The sequence below is a fragment of the Flavobacterium chungangensis genome (assembly GCF_042654045.1).
GTDB classification, from domain to species: Bacteria; Bacteroidota; Bacteroidia; order Flavobacteriales; family Flavobacteriaceae; genus Flavobacterium; species Flavobacterium chungangensis.
On record NZ_JBHSFY010000019.1, the window covers coordinates 42,627 to 64,774 of the forward strand.

Sequence of the window (22,148 nt, forward strand, 5' to 3'; positions counted from 1 at the left end):
ATAAAGATAATTAAGCGAGTGGGCTTAATAAACTTAACCTTTAATAGCAAAGAGAACATAAAGTAAAGCTTAATTTTCTTAATGCCTTAATGGTAAAATTTAAAAAAGATAATATGAGTAGAGTAGTTGCATTTGGAGAAATCATGCTGCGTTTATCGACAGAAAGACATTTGCGTTTTTCGCAATCTACAGCATTTGGTGCTACGTATGGTGGCGGAGAATTTAATGTTTGTGTTTCTCTGGCAAATTATGGTGTAAATGCCGAATTTGTTTCAAGATTACCTGAAAATGAAATTGGTTTTTCTGCATTAAAAGAAATCAGAAAAATGAATGTCGAATCTAAAAACATTGTTTACGGAGGAGAGCGTTTAGGAATTTATTTCTTAGAAACAGGTGCAGGAACTCGCGGAAGTAATGTCGTTTATGATCGTGCTCATAGTGCTATGTCAACTATCCAAAAAGGACAAGTTGACTGGGAAAAAGTATTGGAAGGAGCTGAATGGTTTCACTGGAGCGGTATTACACCAGCGATTTCAGAAAGTGCAGCAGAAGCTTGTTTAGAAGCGATTAAAGTCGCTCATAAAAAAGGAATTAAAATTTCATGCGATTTAAACTATAGATCAAAACTTTGGCAATACGGTAAAACGCCAAGCGAAGTTATGCCAGAAATGCTAAAATACAGCAATGTGATTTTAGGAGATATCGATACCGCATATTTCATGTTAGGAATTCCGAAAGTAAATCCGAATTATCAGGACGAAAAATCACTTCCAGCTGTATACGATAAATTGTTTGAATTGATTCCGAATCTACAGATTGCAGCAACAACGTTACGTTACTCTGTAAGTGCTTCGCACCAAAGAATTGGCGGAATTTTATTTGATGGAAAATCAATTTACAGTGCAAAAGTAAAAGAAGTTACACCAGTTGTAGACCGCGTAGGAAGCGGAGATGCTTTCATGGGCGGATTAATTTATGGTTTATTGGAATATCAAAATAATAACCAAAGAGCATTAGATTTTGCAGTTGCAGCTTGTTGTTTAAAACATACAATTGCAGGAGATTATAACTTGGTTACTTTAAAAGAAGTTGAAAATATGATTGATGGTGATGGTTCTGCATTAGTATCAAGATAATTTTAAAATAAAAATGGCAAAATATTCAAGAATTGAAGTAGTTCAGACAATGAAAGAAAATGGTATGGTTCCGTTGTTTTTTCATTCTGATATTGAGTTGAGTAAGAAAGTTTTAAAAGCCTGTTATGGCGGAGGTTCCAGATTAATGGAATTTACAAGCCGAGGTGATTTTGCTCATGAAGTTTTCGGAGCATTAAATAAATATGCTTTGGCTGAACTACCAGGAATGATTCTAGGAGTTGGTTCTATTACAGATGCAGCTTCGGCTTCATTATACATGAGTTTAGGAGCAAATTTTATTGTAACACCAGTTTTTAGAGAAGATATAGCTATAGCTTGTAATCGCAGAAAAGTGCTTTGGTCACCAGGCTGTGGTACTTTGACAGAAATAGCAAGAGCAGAAGAATTAGGCTGTGAAATCGTAAAATTATTTCCAGCTGATACTTACGGGCCAGAGTTTATTAAAGCGATCAAAGGCCCATGTCCGTGGACAAACATTATGCCGACAGGAGGCGTTTATCCAACGGTTGAAAGTTTGAGTTCATGGTTAAATGCCGGTGCAACTTGTGTTGGTTTAGGTTCGCAATTAATTTCAAAAGATATTTTGGATAACAAAGACTTCGACGGACTAACTGTAAAAGTGAAACAAGTTCTTGACATTATAAAAGATATTAAAAAATAGATTAAGGGGTAATCATGCCTAACTCCTTATTTTATAAGTTTTTTTTAGATTTTTAGAGATTGTAATAGAGCATTACGCTTGAAAAATGGAGTCCGCCATTCCTCACAGCAGATTTTATTTTACTCAATCGAGTGTGATGCTTCTTTTACAATTTTAAAGGCAGAAATGAAGAAATAAGGTTTGTAAATGGTTATTTATAACGCATTAAAGAAAATTTAAAATGAAAAAATTAAATAGAATAAATACAGGATTAGAAAAGTTACAGCCAATTAAGGTAGTTCAGTTTGGAGAAGGTAACTTTTTAAGAGCCTTTGTTGATTATGCTTTTGACAAATTAAATAAAGAAGTTGATTTTAATGCCGGTATTGCAGTAGTTCAGCCTTTGAAAGACGGTATGGTAAATATGATTAAGGATCAGGACGGTCTTTATACCTTGTTTATGAACGGAATCAAAAAAGGTGAAAAGATACAAGATATTCAGTTAATTAATAATATTGTAAAAACTATAAACCCATATACTGAATTTGCAAATTATTTGGCTTTAGCCAAAGAAGAAGAACTTCAGTTTATTGTTTCTAATACTACAGAAGCTGGAATTGAATTTATTGAAAGTGATACTCCAGACATGCAGCCACCAGTGTCATTTCCTGCAAAATTGACGGTTTTATTGTATGAAAGATTTAAACATTTTAGTGGAGATGCTTCTAAAGGAGTTACAATAATTCCTTGTGAATTAATTGATTATAACTCTGAAACGCTTAAAAAATATATTTTGCAATATGTTGATTTATGGAAATTAGAGGATGCGTTTAAAACTTGGGTATCAGATGCTTGTACGTATCATAGTACTTTGGTTGACAGAATTGTTCCTGGATATCCAAGAGCTGAAATTGAAGAATACAATAATAAATTAGATTATGAGGACAATTTAATTGTTGCTGCTGAACCTTTTTTCCTTTGGGCTATTGAAGGTGGAGATGATCTAAAAGCAAAATTGCCTTTTCACAAAACAGATTTGAATGTAAAAATCGTTGATGATATACGTCCTTTTAAAATGATTAAAGTTCGCATTTTAAACGGTGCGCATACGGCAATGGTTCCTTTTTCACTTTTGCATGGCAATAAATTAGTAATGGAAACTGTTAACGGAGATTTTACGGGAAAATTTGTAAATAGCGTTATTAGTGAAATTAGTGAAACTCTTGATATGGACAAAAATGAAATTACGGCCTATTCTGAGGAAGTAATGGACCGATTTAAAAATCCATTTATCAAACATGCACTTGCTGATATTGCATTAAATTCTGTATCGAAATTCAAAGTAAGAGTTTTGCCTAGTTTATTAGGATATTATAAGGCAAACAAAGAATTACCTGTTAATTTGACTTTTTCATTAGCGAGCTTAATTCGTTTCTACAAAGGAACTTGGAATGGTCAAAGTTTGCCAGTTAAAGATGGTGAAGATATTACAACGTTCTTTAACGGACTTTGGAAGTCTGATGATTACGAGAAAATTGCTCGTTTGACATTACAAAACAAAGGTTTCTGGGATCAGGATTTAACTGAAATTCCAGGTTTAACAAGAGCAATTACAATTGCTTTAGAAGAAATAGATTCAAACGGAATTGAAGCTGGTTTTGCAAAATTCCAAGAAAGAATAAAATAAATCCGTTAGATAAAAATCTAATTTAATCTGCTAAAATCTTTTTAAATCTGCGTGAAATATTTGTTAGACATCGATTTTTTCACGCAGATTTATACAGATTCAAGCAGATTTACACAGATTTAAATTTAAGTTGGTGAATATTATTGAAAAAAATAATTTCACATAACAGACAAAATAAGAGAAAAACAAAAAGAACAAAGAACAAAGGTTAATTATGGCAACGCAGAAAAAATTAATAAAAGTTCACCCAACCGACAATGTAGCGGTTGCTTTGGTGGATCTTACTGCAGGCGAAGTGATTGATTTTGAAGGACAATCAATTACCGTAGAGTCTGATGTGAAAATGAAACATAAGATTGCAATGGTTCCTTTTAATGTAGGGGACAGAATCATTATGTATGGTGTTTTAGTAGGAAAGGCAAGCTCTAGAATCGAAAAAGGCGGTTTGCTTTCTACTGCAAATGTAAAACACGAAAGCGATAAAGTTACAGGTAAAACTGAAACTATTGGCTGGAATGCTCCAAATGTGGACAAGTGGAAAGACAGAACGTGGCAGGGCTATCATAGAGAAGATGGGCAGGTTGGAACAGAAAATGTTTGGTTGTTTTTTCCATTGGTTTTTTGTGAAAACAGAAACATCGAAATCTTAAAAGATATTTTTGAGAAAGAATTGATGAAACCAAAAGAGAACGATTATCAGTTATTGTTACGTTCTTTGGTGAAATCAGAAACGGGTGGAGCAGGAAATCAAGAAGCTTCAAACGATGCTAACTTGTTTAATAATATTGAAGTTAAATTCATCACGCACCAAGGTGGTTGTGGTGGAATTCGTCAGGATTCTCACAGTTTAGCGAAGCTTTTGGCTGGTTATGTAAATAACCCAAACGTGGCAGGAGCAACGGTATTGAGTTTAGGATGTCAGAATCTTCAAATTTCAATTTTCAAAGAAGCTTTAGATGCCATTAATCCAAACAGTAAAAAGCCTGTTTTAATTTACGATCAGCAATCTATCGGGACAATTGAGACGATGTTGAGCAGTGTAGTAAAAGATACTTTTGAAGCCATTAAAAAGGCAAACGAAATTAAGAGAGAGCCAGCTCCATTATCTAAACTAAGAATTGGTTTAGAGTGTGGTGGATCTGACGGATTCTCTGGAATTTCTGCAAACCCAACATTGGGAGTATTATCTGATCATTTAGTTGCTTTGGGAGGAACTACAATTCTTTCTGAATTTCCTGAATTATGTGGAGTAGAGCAGGAATTAGTAAATCGTTGTATAGATGATGAGGATGGGAAACGTTTCTTAGACTTAATGAAATGGTATGAAAAAACAGTTGTTGATGCAGGTTCAGGATTTGATATGAATCCGTCTCCAGGTAACATTAAAGACGGTTTGATTACAGATGCTATGAAATCGGCTGGTGCTGCTAAAAAAGGTGGAACATCGCCAATTACAGGTGTTTTTGATTATGGAGAATATATTAATGAACCAGGCTTTACATTGTTATGTACACCAGGAAATGACGTAGAATGTACTACTGCAATGGTGGGTTCTGGAGCAAATATGGTATTGTTTACAACAGGATTAGGAACTCCAACAGGAAACCCAATTGCACCGGTTGTAAAGATTTCATCAAACACGCAATTAGCAAACAAAATGTCTGATATTATCGATATTGATACGGGTGGAATTATCACTGGAGAAAAATCAATTGATGAAATGGCCGATGAAATGTTAGAATTTATTATTGATGTTGCCAGCGGTAACATTAAAACAAAAGCTGCTATTTTAAATCAGAACGATTTTATTCCTTGGAAAAGAGGGGTGTCGCTTTAAGTTTTTTAGATACAAAGGTACAAAGGTACAGAGATACAAAGTGACAAAGGTTTATATAGGAGACGCACAATATAGTGCGTCTTTTTTTTTGAGAAAACTTCGGAGAAGCGAAATATTTATAGATAAAAATAGTCATCGAGAATAAAGCTCCAGAGGAGCGACATATTTTTTTGAAACCTAAATATATGTAGCTCCTCTGGAGCTTTATGTTGTAACCGGTTAATCTTTTGCTATAAATATTTCGCTTCTCCGAAGCTTTCATAAAAAAAGCCCATTCAAAAACGGGCTTATATAACTTATATGGTAAAAAATATTAAAAATTAGTTCGTGTAGAGGATTTGCGAATATGTAATTCTGGTGCAAGAACAACTTTCTTTTCTATTTTAATGGTATCTGTTTTGTCTACCTGTTCTAAGAAAACACGAGCAGACATTCTTCCCATTTCCAGTGGTGACTGATCTACAGAGGTAATCGATAATTCCATGAATTTTGTAAAAGGTTCGTTACTGAAACCTGCAACACAAAACTCACTTGGAATACTGATATTTCGTTCTTTTAACTCCTGTATTGCTCCTAAAGCAGCGAAATCACTCGAAGAAAAAATAGCATCTGGCGGAGTTTCTAACTGTAAAAGTTTATCCACAGCATCTTTACCGGCCTCTACGCTACTTTTAGTAAAAATAACATACTCTTCGTTAAAAGGAAGTCCGTTATCCAATAAAGCTTGTTTGTATCCTAAAAACCTGTTTTTGAAAATGTCTAACGATTGATCTCCAGAGAAATGGGCAATATTTCTGCAACCTTCATCTATTAAGTGTTTAGTTGCTAAATAACCGCCTTTAAAGTCATTAATGGTTACAGAACTTACGCCATCAATGTGTTTGCTTCTATCAAAAAAGATCAGCGGTACATTTTTTTCTAATACATTTCTGAATGCACTATCATTCTCATCTGAAATACCAGTAACCGACATCATAATACCGTCTACTTGTGCATCTACTAATGTATGAAGGTTTTCGTTTTCTCTTTTAATGCTTTCATGCGTCTGACAAATGATAACTTGATAGCCATGAGGATAAAGCTCTTCTTCGATTCCTCGAATTACAGAAGCGAAAAAATTGCTGTCAATACGCGGAACAATAACTCCGATATTATTACTTCGACCGCTTTTTAAAGCTAAAGCAAGTTTGTTTTGCTTATAGTTCATCGCAGCAGCAGTTTTGATTACCAATTCTCGCGTCGCTTCCTTTATTTTGGGATTATTGTTTAACGCTCTGGAAACAGTTGCAGCCGTGATGTTTAATTTTTCAGCAATATCGTAAATAGTTACTTTTTCACTCATTCAAAAAAAGTTTTTCGGATTATTTTTAGACAAAAGTACATTTTTTTTCATTACTTAATAAAAATTGTTATCGATTACCGTATTGAAAAACTCAAACGTTTTAGATTTTACAATGATAATAAATTATCTAATTTTTTGCATTAAATGTAATTAATTTTTGTAATAAAAATTAAATATATAATTTTTTTCTAAATTAATTTGGTCTCTTAGAACAATTTTTCTACTTTCGTGTAATCGATTACATAAAATATGATGTTTTTGATATTCAAATAAGAAAAATCTGTGCAAATGACTACAAATAAGACAATCACATTTAAAAAGATTCTTTTTTTAGCTGCTTTAGGGCTTTTGATGGCATCGTGCGCTAGACATTCTTCTTCAATTTCTTCAGAGAATCCATGGAAAAGAATGGATTTAGTGATAAAAAGCATTCCTCAAACCCATTTCTCAGATAAAGTATATAACATAAATGATTTTGGTGCTATTGCAGATGGAAAAACGTTAAACACTTTGGCTTTCCAAAAGGCAATACAAGAATGTTCAAAAAATGGTGGAGGAAAAGTTTTGGTTCCAAACGGAAAATATTTAACTGGAGCTATTCATTTAGAAAATAACGTTAATCTGCATTTAGAGGATCATGCGGAGATTCTTTTCAGTTTAAATCCAAAAGATTACCCTATCGTTCATACTTCTTGGGAGGGAACAGAATTAATGAATTTCTCACCGCTTGTTTACGCAAAAAACAAAACCAATATTGCCATTACAGGAAAAGGAACCTTAAACGGTCAAGCAGACAACACCAATTGGTGGATCTGGTCTGGAGGAAAAGATTATGGGTGGAAGAAAGGGATTCCGTCTCAAAACGATCCAACGAACCGTGAAGTTTTGGTAGACATGGCAGAAAAAGGAATTCCAGTTTCAGAAAGAATTTTTGGTGAAGGACGTTATTTAAGACCAAATTTTATCGAGTTTTTTGAATGTAATACGGCTTTAATTAAAGATGTAAAAATTATTAATTCGCCTTTTTGGATTTTACACCCTATAAAAACAAACAACATGATTATTGACGGAGTAACGGTTAATAGCCATGGTCCTAATAATGATGGTTGCGATCCAGAATATTCGCAGAATATTTTAATAAAAAACTGCACTTTCAATACAGGGGATGATTGTATTGCTATTAAAGCAGGACGTGACGGAGACGGAAGAAGAGTGGCAATACCAAGTAAAAATATTATTGTACAAAACTGCAAAATGATCGATGGCCACGGCGGTGTTGTAATTGGAAGCGAAATTTCGGCAGGAGTAAATAATGTTTTTGTCGAAAATTGTGTTATGGATAGTCCGCATTTGGATCGTGCCATTCGTATCAAAACCAATTCGAAAAGAGGAGGAGTTATAGAAAATGTATATGTGCGAAATCTAGAAGTGGGAACTGTAAAAGAATGTGTTTTAAAACTAAACATGTTTTACAATGTGTACGGATCTCAAACAGGAAACTTTATTCCAGTAATCAGAAATGTAAGCTTAGAGAATGTAACTGTAAAAAACGGTGGAAAATACAGTGTTTGGGCAGAAGGTTATGCAGCATCTCCAGTGGAGAATATCACACTAAAAAATGTAAAAATCCAGAAAGTAGATTCTGTTTATTTATTAAAAAACGTAAAAAACATAAATTTTATAAATACCTATATTAATGAGAAAAAAGTAGAATCTATCAACAATTAAACACTATCAATTAACCAAACTTTAAACCACATGAGTATTAAACAATTATCTGAGAAAAAAGATAAGTACTTTGTATTTTTCTTTTTCCTGAATTTTTTGCTGTGCAGTTCTATTTACGCACAGTCAACAACAATTGAAGGGAAGATTACCGACGCTACAGGTATGTCGCTGCCAGGGGTAAACATTAATGAAAAGGGAACTAAAAACGGAACTTCGACAGATTTTGAAGGAAGTTTCAAAATTAATGTATCAAACAGTAGAGCTACTTTAATAATTAGCTATTTAGGATTTCAGACACAAGAAGTAAATGTTGCTGGAAAAACTAAAATCAATGTAAGTTTAGCAGAACAATCAAACGCATTAACAGAAGTTGTTGTGGTAGGATACGGATCTGTAAAAAAGACAGATCTTACAGGATCTGTTAGTACTATTAGTGCTGCTACTATCACAGAAAGAAATACAATCAATCCTTTAGAGGCGATTCAAGGTAGTACACCTGGGGTTCAGATTTCGTCTTCATCAGGACGTGCGGGAGATGGATTTAAAGTAGTAATTAGAGGAAATAATTCCCTAATTGCAGACTCCAATAACCCAAGTGTGGTTGGTTCTTCGCCTTTATACGTTGTAGATGGTGTACCAATGGATGGAATTGATTTCTTAAATCCGCAGGATATTGCCAGAATGGACGTTTTAAAAGATGCTTCTTCTGCTGCAATCTACGGTTCTAGAGGATCAAACGGGGTTATTATCGTTACAACAAAAAGCGGGACGAGCGCAAAAGCAGGAATCAGTGTAACTTTTGACACTTCTTATGGAAATAAAATTGCGACTAGATTGCCAAAAATGATGACTGGAGAAGAGTGGTGGAAATTCCATCAAGTTGCTTACATGAGTGCAACGCCTCTTACACAAACGCCAGCTCAATTAGCATCTTTAGCTGGAAACCAAAGTCCATTATTGGTTTCTCGTGCTAACAGCGGTTACAATTTTGACTGGTATGATGCTGTACTTAAATCAGGAATGACAGAAAATAATTATTTAAATATTTCTGGACGTTCAGATTCTGGTTTAAGTTATAACTTAGGATTCGGAATCCAAAGTGATCGTGGTCTTATTGAAAATGATGCTACAGATAAATACTCTTTTAAATTAGGGTTAAATCATAAAATAAACGACAAATTTTCTACAGGAGTAAACGTTACAATCGCAAGATTAGATAACCAATTAGGAAGTGATTTGGCAATGCAAGATGCATTTAGATTAAGTCCGCTTATGTCTCCATGGGCAGTTGATGCACAAGGAAATGAGAAAGTGGGAACTTTATTTTTCTTGCCTGGAAAATTAACGTACCCTGATGGTTCTTGGGCAATTAACAAAACGTCTACAGTCAACCCTTTAATGGAGATTGCAAATTCTTCTCAAACAGAAAAAACATGGCAAACTGTAGGAAACGCGTATTTCCAATATCAGCCACTAAAATGGCTTTCGTTCAAAACAACATTTGCTGCAGGAATTATGGATACTCAAAATTCTAAAGCTTACACTGCACAAACAAATGCAGGGGTAACCTTAAACGGAAAAAACTCAGCAACTTTAGAAAACATAAACAACTTCAATTATACTTGGGATAATCAAATCGATTTGAAACATACTTTCAATGAAATTCACGATGTAAGTGTTTTATTATTGCAAAGTTTGTATTCAAATACAGATGAAAACTCTTATATGTATTCTAATAATCAGCCTTTTGATGTTGGAACAGATAATATGGGTTCTGGTGCGCAAACGAGTTATGTAATAAGATCGGCTTTTGCGAAAAATACCTTAAACTCTTATGCAGTACGTTTAAACTATGCTTTTAAAGACAAATATTTGATTACTGCTTCTTCAAGATGGGATGGTTCGTCTGTTTTATCTGAAGGTAACAAATGGGAAAGTTTCCCATCATTAGCCTTAGGATGGAAACTTAGTAAAGAATCATTTTTAGCAAACAGCTCAGTTGTTTCAGATTTGAAATTACGTGCTAGTATTGGTTACACAGGAAACGATAACGTAGCTCCTTATACATCTCAAGCACTTTTAAACCAACAGACATTCTATGCACAAGGTTCAAATGTTATTCCAGGTTGGCAGTCAGAAAATTTGGCAAATCCAAATTTAACTTGGGAAAAAACAAGAGAATATAACTTAGGTCTTGATTTTGGATTCTTAAAAAATAGAATTTCGGGTACAATTGATGTTTACGATAGATTATCAGACAATTTGATTTACAAACAGCAATTGCCATCAGAAACAGGTTGGAAAAATACGTTTGCAAACGTTGGATCTGTTAGCAATAAAGGTATAGAAGCTTTATTAACTACAAAAAACATTAAGTCTGGAAAAGTAACTTGGGAAACGACTTTTACTTTTACTAAAAACGTAAATAAATTAGAGTCAATTTACAATCAGGACAAAGTAAGTGATATTGGAAACAAATTGATACTTGGTGCTCCATTAAATCCAAATTACAATTATGTTTATGATGGAGTTTGGCAAGAGAGCGAAGCGGCTCAGGCAGCATCTTACGGAATGGCTCCTGGACAAGCAAGACCAAAAGATTTAAACGGCGATGGTAAATTTAATCAAGATGATAGAACAGTAATTGGAAATCCAAATCCAGAATGGCAAGGAAGTTTATATTCTAAATTAGTTGTCGGACAATTTGATTTTAATTTTTCTGTCTTAACAAGCCAAGGGCAAACTGTTTTAAGTACTTTCCACCAAAACTTTGCCGATGTAAGCGATAGAGGACGTCAAAAAATAGCAATGGATTACTTTATTCCAACAAATGGTACAGGAATCGAGGCTAATGCAAATAATACAAACCCAAGACCAGGACCTGTTGCAACAGGTGCAGGAGCCTATTGGTCTTCTCTTTTTGGGTATTATAGAGATGTTTCTTACGTGAAAATCAAAAATATATCTTTAGGTTACACTTTAGATTCTGAATTATTGAAAAAACTAAAAATTTCTAATTTCAGAATTTATGTGAATGTTCTAGATCCATTTGTGTTTACAGATTTTGATGGTTACGATCCAGAATGGGCAGCTTCTCCTTTTGGAGTAAACCGTCCAGCGGCAGTAACTACACAATTAGGATTAAGTGTTAAATTTTAATAAAGATATTCAAATGAAAAAAATATTAGTAATGATAGGAATAATCGCTGCAGCTGTAAGTTCTTGCAGTGATTATATTGAAGAAGATAGCCGCTCTTTTGTACCGGCAGACGCAACATATAAAACAGCATCTGGATTCCAGTTATTGGTCAACACAAATTATGCTTGGCTGAAAGGAATTTATGGCGGAAACCCATGGCTTTTTGAAGCAGGAACCGATATGTATGCTGAAGGAAGAACTCCAGAACCAGCAGGATTAAGCCAGTATACACTTTTAATTCCTTCGTCAGACAACGTAGCCGATTTATATACTTCTTGTTATCAGCAGATTCAAGCGGTAAATAAGACTGTATATTATTCTACAATTACAGAACAGACACCAAATTTAAATACACTTGTTGGTGAGGCACGTTATTTAAGAGCAAATGCTTATTTCTTATTAGTGCAGACTTATGGTGGTGTGCCAATTGTTTTGGATAATATTACCACTCCAGTTTTATCTTTTACAAGAAATACTGCTGAGGAAGTGTACACACAAATTATTGCAGATTTAGATTTTGCTTTGGCGAATGTTGGAACTACGGCTTATGGTACTACAGGAAGAGTAAATAAAAGAGCAGTAAACGATTTGTTGGCAAAAGTGTATTTAACAAGAGGATATGAAACTTTCGGAAAAGCAGATGATTTCTCTAAAGCAGCAGCTTACGCCGATGCAGCAATTGCAGGTCAAACTTTAGCAATTGCATTCGACCAGCTATTTAAACCAGGAAATGATCTAAATGCAGAAACGATTTTTTCTGTACAATACGATAAAGCCTCTACAAGTACAGATCCGACAAAATTGGGTAACAACCAGTTTTACTATTTCAGTTCTTATTTAGGAGGAGCAGAAACAGGAGCTCCATTAAGAAGTTACAATTTATGTCCTACAGATTATGCTTTAGGCTTATATGAAAAGGGGGATGCTAGATGGAATGCTACTTTCATGACCGAAATTTTAGAAGGACCAGAAACAACAAATGGGGTTACAAAAACTATTTTATACTATCCGTACTACAGAAGTTCAAATCCATCTTCTTTAAAAATTAGACATTTTTACGAGCCAAAATGGTTTACAGCGGCAGATAAAGCGGCTTATATGACAACTAATGCTTCTAGATTAGCTTCGACATTTGTATATCACCCTTGGGGAGAATATTCTGCAGCTCATACGCTAATTAAAAACTTAGACTGTTATACTATTCCAGTTAAGAAATTTGACGATCCAGATCCAACTACTCCATCAAGTACAGGGCCTGTAAGTACAAGAGATATTATTGTTTCTAGACTTGGAGAAACGTACTTAGTTGCAGCAGAAGCTTATTTAAAAGCAGGAAATCCAGGAACAGGATTAGCTCGTTTAAATGAAGTAAGAAGAAGAGCAGGCGTTGCCAATGCAACTGCAGCTCAGTTTAATATCGACTATATCTTAGACGAAAGAGGACGTGAACTATTAGGAGAATACAAACGCTGGTTTGACTTAAAACGTACAGGAACTTTAGTGGCAAGAGCTTCAGCTCATAATTATAAAATTAAAGAAGCAAATTTTGTTGGTATAGACGGAAAACTTAAAATTTTAAGACCAATTCCACAATCAGCTTTAGATTTGAATCAGAATAAAGATTTTCCTCAAAATCCTGGTTATTAGTAATTTGTTAGTTTTTTGAGAACTATGTTTTTTGAAGTAGTTAAAAAGGAGTTTGACTATAGTCGAACTCCTTTCTTAACTAAAAAGTAAAGATTAAAAATGCAAAAATTTAAATTAATCTTAGTGTTGTTTTTTAATTTCCTTTTAATGCAAAGTCAGCAGTACCAGGTAGATACGTCGTATACCATAAAAAGCACTTACGCTAAGTTAATTAAGAAGCATCCGTTTATTACAATTCCAGAAATAAAAGCAAATCCAGATGTCAAAGAAATGTTCGATCTGGTTTACAATCAAGAGCAAGATCGTGTTTTGCATTTTGATGCTTTCATAAATATTAAAAAGAAAAAAAATCCGGCAGTGATCATGATTCACGGCGGAGGTTGGAGATCGGGAAACAAAAGCCAAATGCAGTTTATAGGAAAAGAAATTGCAGCAAAAGGCTATTCTTGTTTTGCAATCGAATACAGATTATCATTAGAAGCAAAATATCCTGAAGGTGTTATTGATATCAAGAATGCGATAAAATTTATTAAAGATAATGCGGCGAAATTTAATGTAGATCCAAACAAAATTGCGGTTTTAGGCTGTTCTTCGGGAGGGCAAATGGCAGCTTTGATTGGTACAACAAATAATTATCCGCTTTTTGAAGATAAAAATTTTAAAAGCCGTTCTTCTTCAAAAGTCCACGCCATAATAGATGTTGACGGCGTTTTGGCATTCAAGCATCCAGAATCATCAGAAGGGGATATGGCAGCATTTTGGTTAGGAGGAAAATCAGATGAAATACCAGAAAATTGGAAAAATGCTTCTGCACTAAGTCATACAGACAAAAATACACCACCCGTATTATACATCTGCAGCAGTATTCCGAGATTTCATGCAGGAAGAGATGATATGATCAAGATTTTGAACAATTATAAAATCTATAATGAAGTGCAGACGATTCCAGATTCTCCACATTCATTTTGGTTTTACGATCCTTGGTTTACGCAAACGATCACGTACAGCGTAGGATTTTTAGATAAAATTTTAAAATAATTTAGAATACAGAAATAAAAGCAAAAATCACGTCAGAAATTTTATTTTTCTCGGGTTTAACTGCTATAAACGCGCAGAAATACGATATTAAAAAGAACAAAACTTACGCCGAAATATCTGTAAAAACAGATGGAAAATAGTAAGGAAGAAAGTATAAAGGCGGAACTGTTTTAAAAAAAAATGTAAATTGTTTTTTGCCACAGATTAAAAGATTAAAATGATTTTAAAAAATCTGCTCAATCTGCCGACTCTGCGTGAGATTAATTTAACAAATAGTAACATAGAATTTTATGTGTGTTGATGTAAGTGAAGCGCCTTTTATTAAGTTTTATCCTGATAGTTATCAGTTAAAAAAAAAGCAACCAAAGAATAATCCAAATAATCCATTAATCTGTGGCAAAAAGAAACATAAATATGAAGTATAGAAAAACAGTCCTATTATTATTTCTGCTTTTCAATGTTTTTGCAATTGCACAAAATCAGTCTGAAACAGTAATTCCGTACGATCTAAAATGGTCGGAACGAACAGCACTTTCTATTTTAAATAAATATCCCAATGCTTGGCAGCTTGACGGAAATGAAAAGCCAAAATGGGATTATAAAATGGGTTTTGTATTGTCGGGATTTGAAAAATTATATCAAAAAACAAACAATAAAAAATACCTGAATTACATCAAAGAATATGTTGATGGAATGATTGACAGTACGGGAAATATCAAAAAATATGATATTAAAGAGTATAATATTGATTGTTTAAATCCGGGAAAACTGCTGTTTAATTTATATGATATAACAAAAGATTCTCGCTATCTGAAGATTATTGGACAGCTTAGAAATCAGTTAGAAAGTCAGCCGAGAACACCAAGCGGAGGATTTTGGCACAAACAGATTTACCCAAACCAAATGTGGATTGACGGTTTGTATATGGCAGAACCTTTTTATGCGCAGTTTACTGCTAAGTACGAAAAGGGAAAAAGTCTGGATGATATTGCCAGACAATTTGAATTGGTTCAGAATCATCTTGTAGATCAAAAAACAGGTTTGGTTTACCAAGCGTGGGATGAAAGTAAAGAGATTGCTTGGGCAGATAAACAAACGGGAACTTCGCCTACAATCTGGGGAAGAGGAATTGGATGGTACATGGTGGCGCTGGTTGAAACGTTAGATTATTTCCCGAAATCGCACCCAAAACATAAAGTTCTGGTGGAGTATTTAAATCAGATTGCCAAAAACGTGAATCAATACAAAAGCGAAAACGGACTTTGGTATCAAGTAGCCGATAAACCAGAATTGTACGGAAATTATGTAGAACCATCTGCTTCTGGAATGATTATTTATGCTTTTGCAAAAGGAGCTAATAAAGGCTATTTGGCTTCAAGCTACAAAACAACAGCTAAAAAATCATTTGACAGTTTTGTAAAAGAATTTGTGAAAGTAGATAAAAAAGGAGAAGTGAATGTTTTGAACGTTTCATCAAATGTAGGTTTGGGCGGAAAACCATTCCGCGATGGAACAAATTATTATTATTTAGTTTCTAAAACAAAAGAAAACGGTGCAATTGGATTGGGCGCATTTTTATTAAGTGCAATCGAATTGGATAAATAAATGTTTTTTATGGATAAAAAGAGAAAATATTTTGGTTTACTGTTTGTAGTGATTGGTCTGCTGTTTTCGTCTATGAATGCAAGAGCTCAAGAAAGCACAATTATTATTTCTAAAGATTTAAAGTGGTCTGAAAGAATGGCTCTTTCTATTATGAAGCGTGACCCAAAAGCCTGGCAGATTGACAATAACGAAAGACCAAAATGGGATTATAAGCTAGGTCTTATGATGACTGCTTTTGAGAATCTGTACGATAAAACACAAAATCCAGTTTATTTGAATTACGTTAAAGAGTATTACGAAACAGTTATAAACGATTCGGGCGATATTCTAAATTATAAACTAGACGATTACAATATAGATTATATAAACGCAGGCAAAGGACTTTTTGAAATTTATAAACAAACTAAAGATGATCGTTACCTTAAAGCGTTGCAGCTTTTAAGAAAACAATTGGAAACACATCCGAGAACAAATTCGGGAGGTTTTTGGCATAAGAAAATTTACCCAAATCAAATGTGGTTAGATGGATTGTATATGGGAACTCCTTTTTATGCACAATATACAGCTGAATTTGAGCAAGGAAAAAGTTTTGATGATATTGCAAAACAGTTTGAGCAGATTCATCAGCATACTTTAGACCAAAAAACGGGTCTTCTTTTTCATGCTTGGGATGAAAGTAAAAAAATGGATTGGGCGAATAAAGAAACTGGGACATCTCCCAATTTTTGGTCTCGATCTATAGGTTGGTACATGATGGCTTTGGTTGATGTGTTAGACTTTATGCCAAAAGAACATCCGAAAAGAAAAGAACTTATCCAGTATTTGAATGAGATTTCGAAAGCTGTTGCAAAATATCAAGATAAATCAGGATTATGGTATCAAGTTACAGATGCTGGAAATAGAAAAGGAAATTACCTTGAAGCATCTGGTTCTGAAATGTTTGTTTACGCATTTGCAAAAGGAGTAAAAAAAGGGTATTTGCCAAAAAACTATAAAAAGTTAGCAGAAAAAGGATTTGACGGAATTACAAAAAAACTCGTTACAGTAGATCCAGACGGAGAAATACATATTACTCAAGTTTGTGCTAGTGCAGGGTTAGGAGGAAATCCTTATCGTGATGGTTCTTATGAATATTATATAAGCGAAAAAATAAAAGTGGATAATTCGCATGGATTAGGGCCTTTTATTTTAGCGGCAGTTGAATTAGAAAAATAGTAGAATTTAAATAAATTTTGAAATGAGAAATAGTAGAAAGCAAAGTTATTTTATGTCGATTTTGATGGCTTGTTTTATGACCATTACGAGTTGTAAAGTAACATCGCAGGAACCAGCAAAAGAGATTGTGATTGGAAAGAATGCAAAATGGTCTGATAAAATGGCCTTGACATTGATGAAACGCCATCGAGAATCGTATATGATCGACGACGCTAAAAAACCAAAGTGGGATTACGTTCACGCTTTAGTTTTACATTCAATAGAAGAGCTGTACAAAAAAAATCCAGATCCTAGATATAAAGCTTATGTAAGAAGTTATGTCGACCAATTTGTACAGGCAGACGGAAGCATTACTACGTATGAATTTGAAAAATACAATATTGACTTAGTATTGCCAGGACGTCTTCTTTTTGATGTATATGCTAGTTCAAAAGAAGATAAATATTTAAAAGCGTTGCAACTAATTCGTAAACAACTTTCAGAACAGCCAAGAACACAAAGCGGAGGATTCTGGCACAAGCAAATTTATCCAAATCAAATGTGGTTGGATGGTTTGTACATGGGAGAGCCATTCTACGCAGAATACACAGCTAAGTTCGAAAACGGAAAAAGCTTTGATGATATCGCAAAACAATTCGAATTGATTCAGCTTAAAGCAACAGATCCAAAAACAGGATTATTATACCACGGATGGGACGAAAGCAAACAAATGCCTTGGGCAAATAAAGAAACAGGAAACTCTCCAAACTTCTGGTCTAGATCTTTGGGCTGGTATGCAATGGCTTTGGTTGATGTTTTAGATTACATGCCAAAAGATCATCCAAAAAGAAAAGACTTGATTCAGTATTTAAATAATGTTTCTGAGGCTTTACTAAAATTCCAAGATAAATCTGGATTGTGGTATCAAGTTACCGATAAAGGCGGTGAAAAAGACAATTATTTAGAAGCTTCTGGATCTGCAATGTTTTCATATGCTTTTGCAAAAGGAGCAAACAAAGGTTATTTGCCATCTAAATTTAAAAAAGCAGCCAACAAAGCTTTTGACGGATTAACAACTGTATTAATCAAAAAAGTAGATCAAGATGGTGGAATTACATTAACAAACTGTTGCCAAGTAGCAGGTTTAGGTGGGAATCCATATCGTGACGGATCTTACGAATATTACGTAAACGAAAGAAAAAAAGACAATGATCCTAAAGCAACTGGACCATTTATTTTGGCAGCTTTGGAGTTGAATAGATAATTTTTTACAAGTTATGAGTTTTGAGTTATGAATGTTCAGCTTTGTCTTGCTGAGCGAAGTCGAAGCATCTCAAAGTAACTCCTCAAAGAATAAGCAAGTTACAAACCCGACAGATTTTAAAAACTTGTCGGGTTTAAATAAAAAGAACAGTTAAAAATGAAAAATATAAAAATCATCCTATTTCTTCTTTCCATTTTTTGTTTCCAGAAGAATAACGCACAAGTTTGGACGCCAGATAACGGAGACGGAACATACACCAATCCGATTATTCATGCCGATTATTCAGATCCAGATGTTGTTCGCGTAGGCGATGATTATTATATGACAGCTTCCTCTTTTAACTGTATTCCAGGGTTACCGATTTTACATTCAAAAGACTTGGTAAATTGGAAAATTATAAGCTACGCTTTGGCTAAACAGCCTCCATTTGAAACCTACAATAGCGTACAGCACGGAAATGGAGTTTGGGCGCCAAGCATCAATTATCACAATAACGAATTTTACATCTACTATCCAGATCCAGATTTCGGAATTTATATGATAAAAGCTAAAAAAGCAGAAGGTCCTTGGTCTGAGCCACTTTTAGTTAAAGCAGGTGTTGGATTGATAGATCCGAGTCCGCTTTGGGATACTGATGGCAAAGCTTATTTGGTGCATGCTTTTGCAGGAAGCCGCGCTCAGATTAAAAGTTTGTTAGTTGTATGTACTATGAATCCAGAAGGAACCGTTGTGAATAATGATGAAGTTATGGTTATTGACGGACACGAAAGCGAAGGCACAATTGAAGGTCCAAAATTTTACAAACGAAATGGATATTATTACATTTTTGCACCAGCAGGAGGAGTTCCAACGGGATGGCAGACTGTTTTAAGATCGAAAAATGTTTTCGGACCTTATGAAAAAAAGAAGGTTCTAGAACAAGGTTCGACCGCAATAAATGGGCCGCATCAAGGGGCTTGGGTAACGACTCAGACGGGCGAAGATTGGTTTTTCCATTTTCAAGATAAAGGCGCTTATGGACGAATTGTGCATCTGCAACCCATGAAATGGGTGAATGACTGGCCGGTTATGGGAGAAGATTTTGATAAAAATGGAATAGGCGAACCCGTAACAACATACAAGAAACCCAATGTTGGCAAAAAATATCCGATAGAAGTTCCAGCAACTTCAGATGAATTTAATGAGCCAAAATTAGGATTGCAATGGCAATGGCAGGCAAATAAACAGACCAACTTTGGTTTTCCAACAAGTTTGGGTTATTTGAATTTGTTTTGCAACACCACAACCAAAAATATTTTTAATGCTCCAAATTTACTCTTGCAAAAATTTCCAGCAGAAGAATTTACGGCGACTACAAAACTGACTTTTAATGCAAGATTAAATGGAGAAAGTACTGGTTTGATTGTTATGGGGTTAGATTATAGTTATCTGAATTTCAAAAATGAGAACGGAAAATTATATCTGAATCAGAAAACAGGAACTTTTGATAAAACGGTTTCAGAGACTGAAACTAAGCCTGTGTTAATTGAGCAAAACACAATTTATTTAAGAGTAAAAATTAGCAAAGGTGCAATCTGTAGTTTTTCGTATAGTTTAGACGATAAAAATTATCAAACCATAGGAAAAGATTTTACTGCTAAAGAAGGAAAATGGATTGGAGCCAAAGTCGGACTTTTTGCTTTGGGTGAGATAATTAAAAATGATTCAGGGAATGTTGCTGTTGATTGGTTCAGAGTAACAAAATAGCTAGGAAATGATACAGTTTAAAAAACAAATAATGCTTTTTTTATGCCTTTGCAGTTTTGCTGTAAATGCTCAGAATACTTATAAAAGATGGTCAGAAATTATTCGCAAGAGTGATGCCGCTTGGTTTGCAACTGCAGACGCAAAAAGAGTATCAGAAAATGTACTGCTCTACCAAAGAGATATTGGAGGCTGGCCAAAGAATATTCAAATGCAGGATGAGCTGAACGAAAAGCAGAAAAAAGATTTGATTGCCCTTAAAAAAACAGCTGTCGAAACTACTACCGATAACGGAGCAACTTGTCAGGAAATGCTTTTTATGTCTAGAATGTATGCGCAGGTCAAAGACGAACGTTACAGAGAATCTTTCTTAAAGGGGTTAAATTATCTTTTGGAAGCTCAATACCCAAACGGAGGATGGCCTCAGTTTTATCCGTTAAAAAAAGGATATTATACGCACATTACTTACAATGATGATTCGATGGTTAATATTATGAATGTAATAAAAGCCGTAGCAGACGAATCGGATTATTACAGCATTAAACCATCAAAAGAAATTGTGGATAAATGCAGAAAATCATTTGATAAAGGAATCGATTGTATTCTAAAAACACAATATAAACAAAATGGCGTTTTAACCGCCTGGTGCGCTCAGCATGATGAAGTGACTTTGGCTCCAGCAAATGCAAGAGCTTTTGAATTGGCTTCGTTAAGCGGTTATGAATCAGCAAAAATAGTATTGCTTTTAATGTCGATTGACAAACCTTCAAGAGATGTTGTTATTGCTGTAAAAAGCGCTGTAGAATGGTTTCAAAAAACTAAAATTACCAATTTAGAAGAAAAAAGAGTTTTAAATGACGCTGGAAAAATTGTAGATAAAAAAATGATTCCTGCAACAAATGCCAAGCCAATCTGGGCAAGATTTATGGATTTGGAAACCAATGAACCTTTCTTTTGTGACCGCGACGGAATCAGAAAAAAATCATTGGATCAAATAGGATCAGAAAGAAGAAATGGCTATTCGTGGTACTCAGATGCACCAGAGGAAGTCTTAAAAAGATTTCCAGATTGGGCAGTTAAAAACGGTACAAAAGTAGGGGCAGCCGAAAAGAAAATTGTAGATTATATTACTGTAGCACAAGATGGTTCGGGAGATTTTACCAAAATTCAGGATGCAATTTATGCAACACCCGCTTTTCCTTATGAGAAAGTAACTATTTTTATTAAAAACGGAATTTACAACGAAAAAGTGCGAATTCCAGAATGGAATACTCATGTATTTCTGAAAGGTGAAAGTAAAGAAAATACCATTATTACTTTTGATGACAACTTTTCAAGAATAGCTTTAGGAAGAAATAGTACTTTTTATACCTATACGCTTTTGGTCGAAGGAGACGATTTTACAGCATCAAATCTAACGATTAAAAATACTTCTGGCGAACACGGACAAGCGATTGCTTTATCAGTTGTAGCTAATCGCGCTAAGATTACGAATTGTATACTTTTAGGAAATCAAGATACTTTGTACTTGTCTGGAAAAGATGCCAAACAATATTTCAAAGATTGTTATATTGAAGGAACAACCGATTTTATATTTGGAGGCGCAACAGCTCTATTTGAAAACTGTATGATTCACAGTATAAAAAGTTCTTATATCACAGCGGCTTCAACGCCAGAAGGAACTCCATTCGGTTTCGTTTTTAAAAACTGTAAACTCACGGCAAATCCTGAAGCAAAAGATGTTTACTTAGGAAGACCTTGGCGCATTTATGCAAAAACGGTTTTTATAAATTGCGACATGGGTAATCAAATTAAACCTGAAGGCTGGGAAAATTGGTCAAAACCAGAAGCAGAAAAAAAATCTTTTTATGCAGAATACAATTGTAGCGGAGAAGGATTTCAGCCATCAAAAAGAGTAAAATGGTCTTATCAGCTTTCAAAGAAAGAAGCAACACAATATTCGATAGAAAATATCCTTAAAGATAAGATTGCGAATTGGTATTCTCTTTAGTCCCAGTTCTCAGTCGCAGTTTCAGTCGGCACTGAAAACTGGGACTGCGACTGCGA

Annotated in this window: 14 protein-coding genes; 13 read left to right on the forward strand and 1 reads right to left on the reverse strand. The window is 34.4% G+C overall.

Annotated elements, in window-relative coordinates; genetic code table 11:
• Positions 1-113 precede the first annotated feature (113 nt).
• The 4 genes from ACFO3N_RS22950 (at position 114) to ACFO3N_RS22965 (ending at position 5,321) form a co-directional block, all read left to right on the forward strand.
• A complete protein-coding gene (locus ACFO3N_RS22950; RefSeq protein WP_379801195.1) occupies positions 114-1,136 on the forward strand; it encodes a PfkB family carbohydrate kinase in 1,023 nt (340 codons plus the stop codon).
• Positions 1,137-1,149: 13 nt separating this feature from the next.
• Positions 1,150-1,818: a bifunctional 4-hydroxy-2-oxoglutarate aldolase/2-dehydro-3-deoxy-phosphogluconate aldolase gene (locus ACFO3N_RS22955; RefSeq protein WP_379801197.1), complete on the forward strand. Its 669-nt coding sequence runs from the start codon at positions 1,150-1,152 to the stop codon at positions 1,816-1,818.
• Between the two features lie 220 nt (positions 1,819-2,038).
• Positions 2,039-3,484, forward strand: coding sequence for a tagaturonate reductase (locus tag ACFO3N_RS22960; protein WP_379801199.1), 1,446 nt, complete (start codon positions 2,039-2,041; stop codon positions 3,482-3,484).
• A gap of 214 nt (positions 3,485-3,698) precedes the next feature.
• On the forward strand, positions 3,699-5,321 hold the full coding sequence (locus ACFO3N_RS22965; protein ID WP_379801201.1) for a UxaA family hydrolase: 1,623 nt from the start codon (positions 3,699-3,701) through the stop codon (positions 5,319-5,321).
• Positions 5,322-5,634: 313 nt separating this feature from the next.
• Here ACFO3N_RS22965 and ACFO3N_RS22970 read toward each other — a convergent pair whose 3' ends face one another.
• Positions 5,635-6,663 carry a LacI family DNA-binding transcriptional regulator gene (locus ACFO3N_RS22970; RefSeq protein WP_250836452.1) on the reverse strand — a complete coding sequence of 343 codons (1,029 nt, stop codon included), beginning with the start codon at positions 6,661-6,663 and terminating at the stop codon, positions 5,635-5,637.
• Between the two features lie 288 nt (positions 6,664-6,951).
• Between ACFO3N_RS22970 and ACFO3N_RS22975 the strand changes: the two genes are divergently transcribed.
• From ACFO3N_RS22975 to pelA, 9 genes are all read left to right on the forward strand, one after another.
• Positions 6,952-8,391: a glycoside hydrolase family 28 protein gene (locus ACFO3N_RS22975; protein ID WP_379801203.1), complete on the forward strand. Its 1,440-nt coding sequence runs from the start codon at positions 6,952-6,954 to the stop codon at positions 8,389-8,391.
• Positions 8,392-8,421: 30 nt separating this feature from the next.
• Positions 8,422-11,550 (forward strand): SusC/RagA family TonB-linked outer membrane protein, encoded by a 3,129-nt coding sequence (locus ACFO3N_RS22980; protein WP_379801205.1) that lies wholly within the window; start codon positions 8,422-8,424, stop codon positions 11,548-11,550.
• Between the two features lie 13 nt (positions 11,551-11,563).
• Positions 11,564-13,237: a RagB/SusD family nutrient uptake outer membrane protein gene (locus tag ACFO3N_RS22985; RefSeq protein WP_379801208.1), complete on the forward strand. Its 1,674-nt coding sequence runs from the start codon at positions 11,564-11,566 to the stop codon at positions 13,235-13,237.
• 99 nt (positions 13,238-13,336) lie between these two features.
• Positions 13,337-14,275: an alpha/beta hydrolase fold domain-containing protein gene (locus ACFO3N_RS22990; RefSeq protein ID WP_379801211.1), complete on the forward strand. Its 939-nt coding sequence runs from the start codon at positions 13,337-13,339 to the stop codon at positions 14,273-14,275.
• Positions 14,276-14,689: 414 nt separating this feature from the next.
• Entirely contained in the window at positions 14,690-15,880 is a 1,191-nt protein-coding gene (locus tag ACFO3N_RS22995) for a glycoside hydrolase family 88/105 protein (RefSeq protein WP_379801214.1), read from the forward strand.
• Between the two features lie 9 nt (positions 15,881-15,889).
• Positions 15,890-17,095: a glycoside hydrolase family 88/105 protein gene (locus ACFO3N_RS23000; RefSeq protein ID WP_379801216.1), complete on the forward strand. Its 1,206-nt coding sequence runs from the start codon at positions 15,890-15,892 to the stop codon at positions 17,093-17,095.
• A gap of 22 nt (positions 17,096-17,117) precedes the next feature.
• On the forward strand, positions 17,118-18,338 hold the full coding sequence (locus tag ACFO3N_RS23005) for a glycoside hydrolase family 88/105 protein (protein WP_379801218.1): 1,221 nt from the start codon (positions 17,118-17,120) through the stop codon (positions 18,336-18,338).
• 156 nt (positions 18,339-18,494) lie between these two features.
• Positions 18,495-20,084 (forward strand): glycoside hydrolase family 43 protein, encoded by a 1,590-nt coding sequence (locus tag ACFO3N_RS23010; protein WP_379801219.1) that lies wholly within the window; start codon positions 18,495-18,497, stop codon positions 20,082-20,084.
• A 7-nt stretch (positions 20,085-20,091) separates the two neighbouring features.
• Positions 20,092-22,092 (forward strand): pectate lyase, encoded by a 2,001-nt coding sequence (pelA, locus tag ACFO3N_RS23015; protein WP_379801221.1) that lies wholly within the window; start codon positions 20,092-20,094, stop codon positions 22,090-22,092.
• Positions 22,093-22,148: the final 56 nt, after the last annotated feature.

Bases quoted from the DNA above. Each gene is read 5' to 3' on its own strand.
- ACFO3N_RS22950 (WP_379801195.1), top strand. From the start codon at position 114: ATGAGTAGAGTAGTTGCATTTGGAGAAATCATGCTGCGTTTATCGACA.
- ACFO3N_RS22955 (WP_379801197.1), top strand. From the start codon at position 1,150: ATGGCAAAATATTCAAGAATTGAAGTAGTTCAGACAATGAAAGAAAAT.
- ACFO3N_RS22960 (WP_379801199.1), top strand. From the start codon at position 2,039: ATGAAAAAATTAAATAGAATAAATACAGGATTAGAAAAGTTACAGCCA.
- ACFO3N_RS22965 (WP_379801201.1), top strand. From the start codon at position 3,699: ATGGCAACGCAGAAAAAATTAATAAAAGTTCACCCAACCGACAATGTA.
- ACFO3N_RS22970 (WP_250836452.1), bottom strand. From the start codon at position 6,663: ATGAGTGAAAAAGTAACTATTTACGATATTGCTGAAAAATTAAACATC.
- ACFO3N_RS22975 (WP_379801203.1), top strand. From the start codon at position 6,952: ATGACTACAAATAAGACAATCACATTTAAAAAGATTCTTTTTTTAGCT.
- ACFO3N_RS22980 (WP_379801205.1), top strand. From the start codon at position 8,422: ATGAGTATTAAACAATTATCTGAGAAAAAAGATAAGTACTTTGTATTT.
- ACFO3N_RS22985 (WP_379801208.1), top strand. From the start codon at position 11,564: ATGAAAAAAATATTAGTAATGATAGGAATAATCGCTGCAGCTGTAAGT.
- ACFO3N_RS22990 (WP_379801211.1), top strand. From the start codon at position 13,337: ATGCAAAAATTTAAATTAATCTTAGTGTTGTTTTTTAATTTCCTTTTA.
- ACFO3N_RS22995 (WP_379801214.1), top strand. From the start codon at position 14,690: ATGAAGTATAGAAAAACAGTCCTATTATTATTTCTGCTTTTCAATGTT.
- ACFO3N_RS23000 (WP_379801216.1), top strand. From the start codon at position 15,890: ATGGATAAAAAGAGAAAATATTTTGGTTTACTGTTTGTAGTGATTGGT.
- ACFO3N_RS23005 (WP_379801218.1), top strand. From the start codon at position 17,118: ATGAGAAATAGTAGAAAGCAAAGTTATTTTATGTCGATTTTGATGGCT.
- ACFO3N_RS23010 (WP_379801219.1), top strand. From the start codon at position 18,495: ATGAAAAATATAAAAATCATCCTATTTCTTCTTTCCATTTTTTGTTTC.
- pelA (WP_379801221.1), top strand. From the start codon at position 20,092: ATGATACAGTTTAAAAAACAAATAATGCTTTTTTTATGCCTTTGCAGT.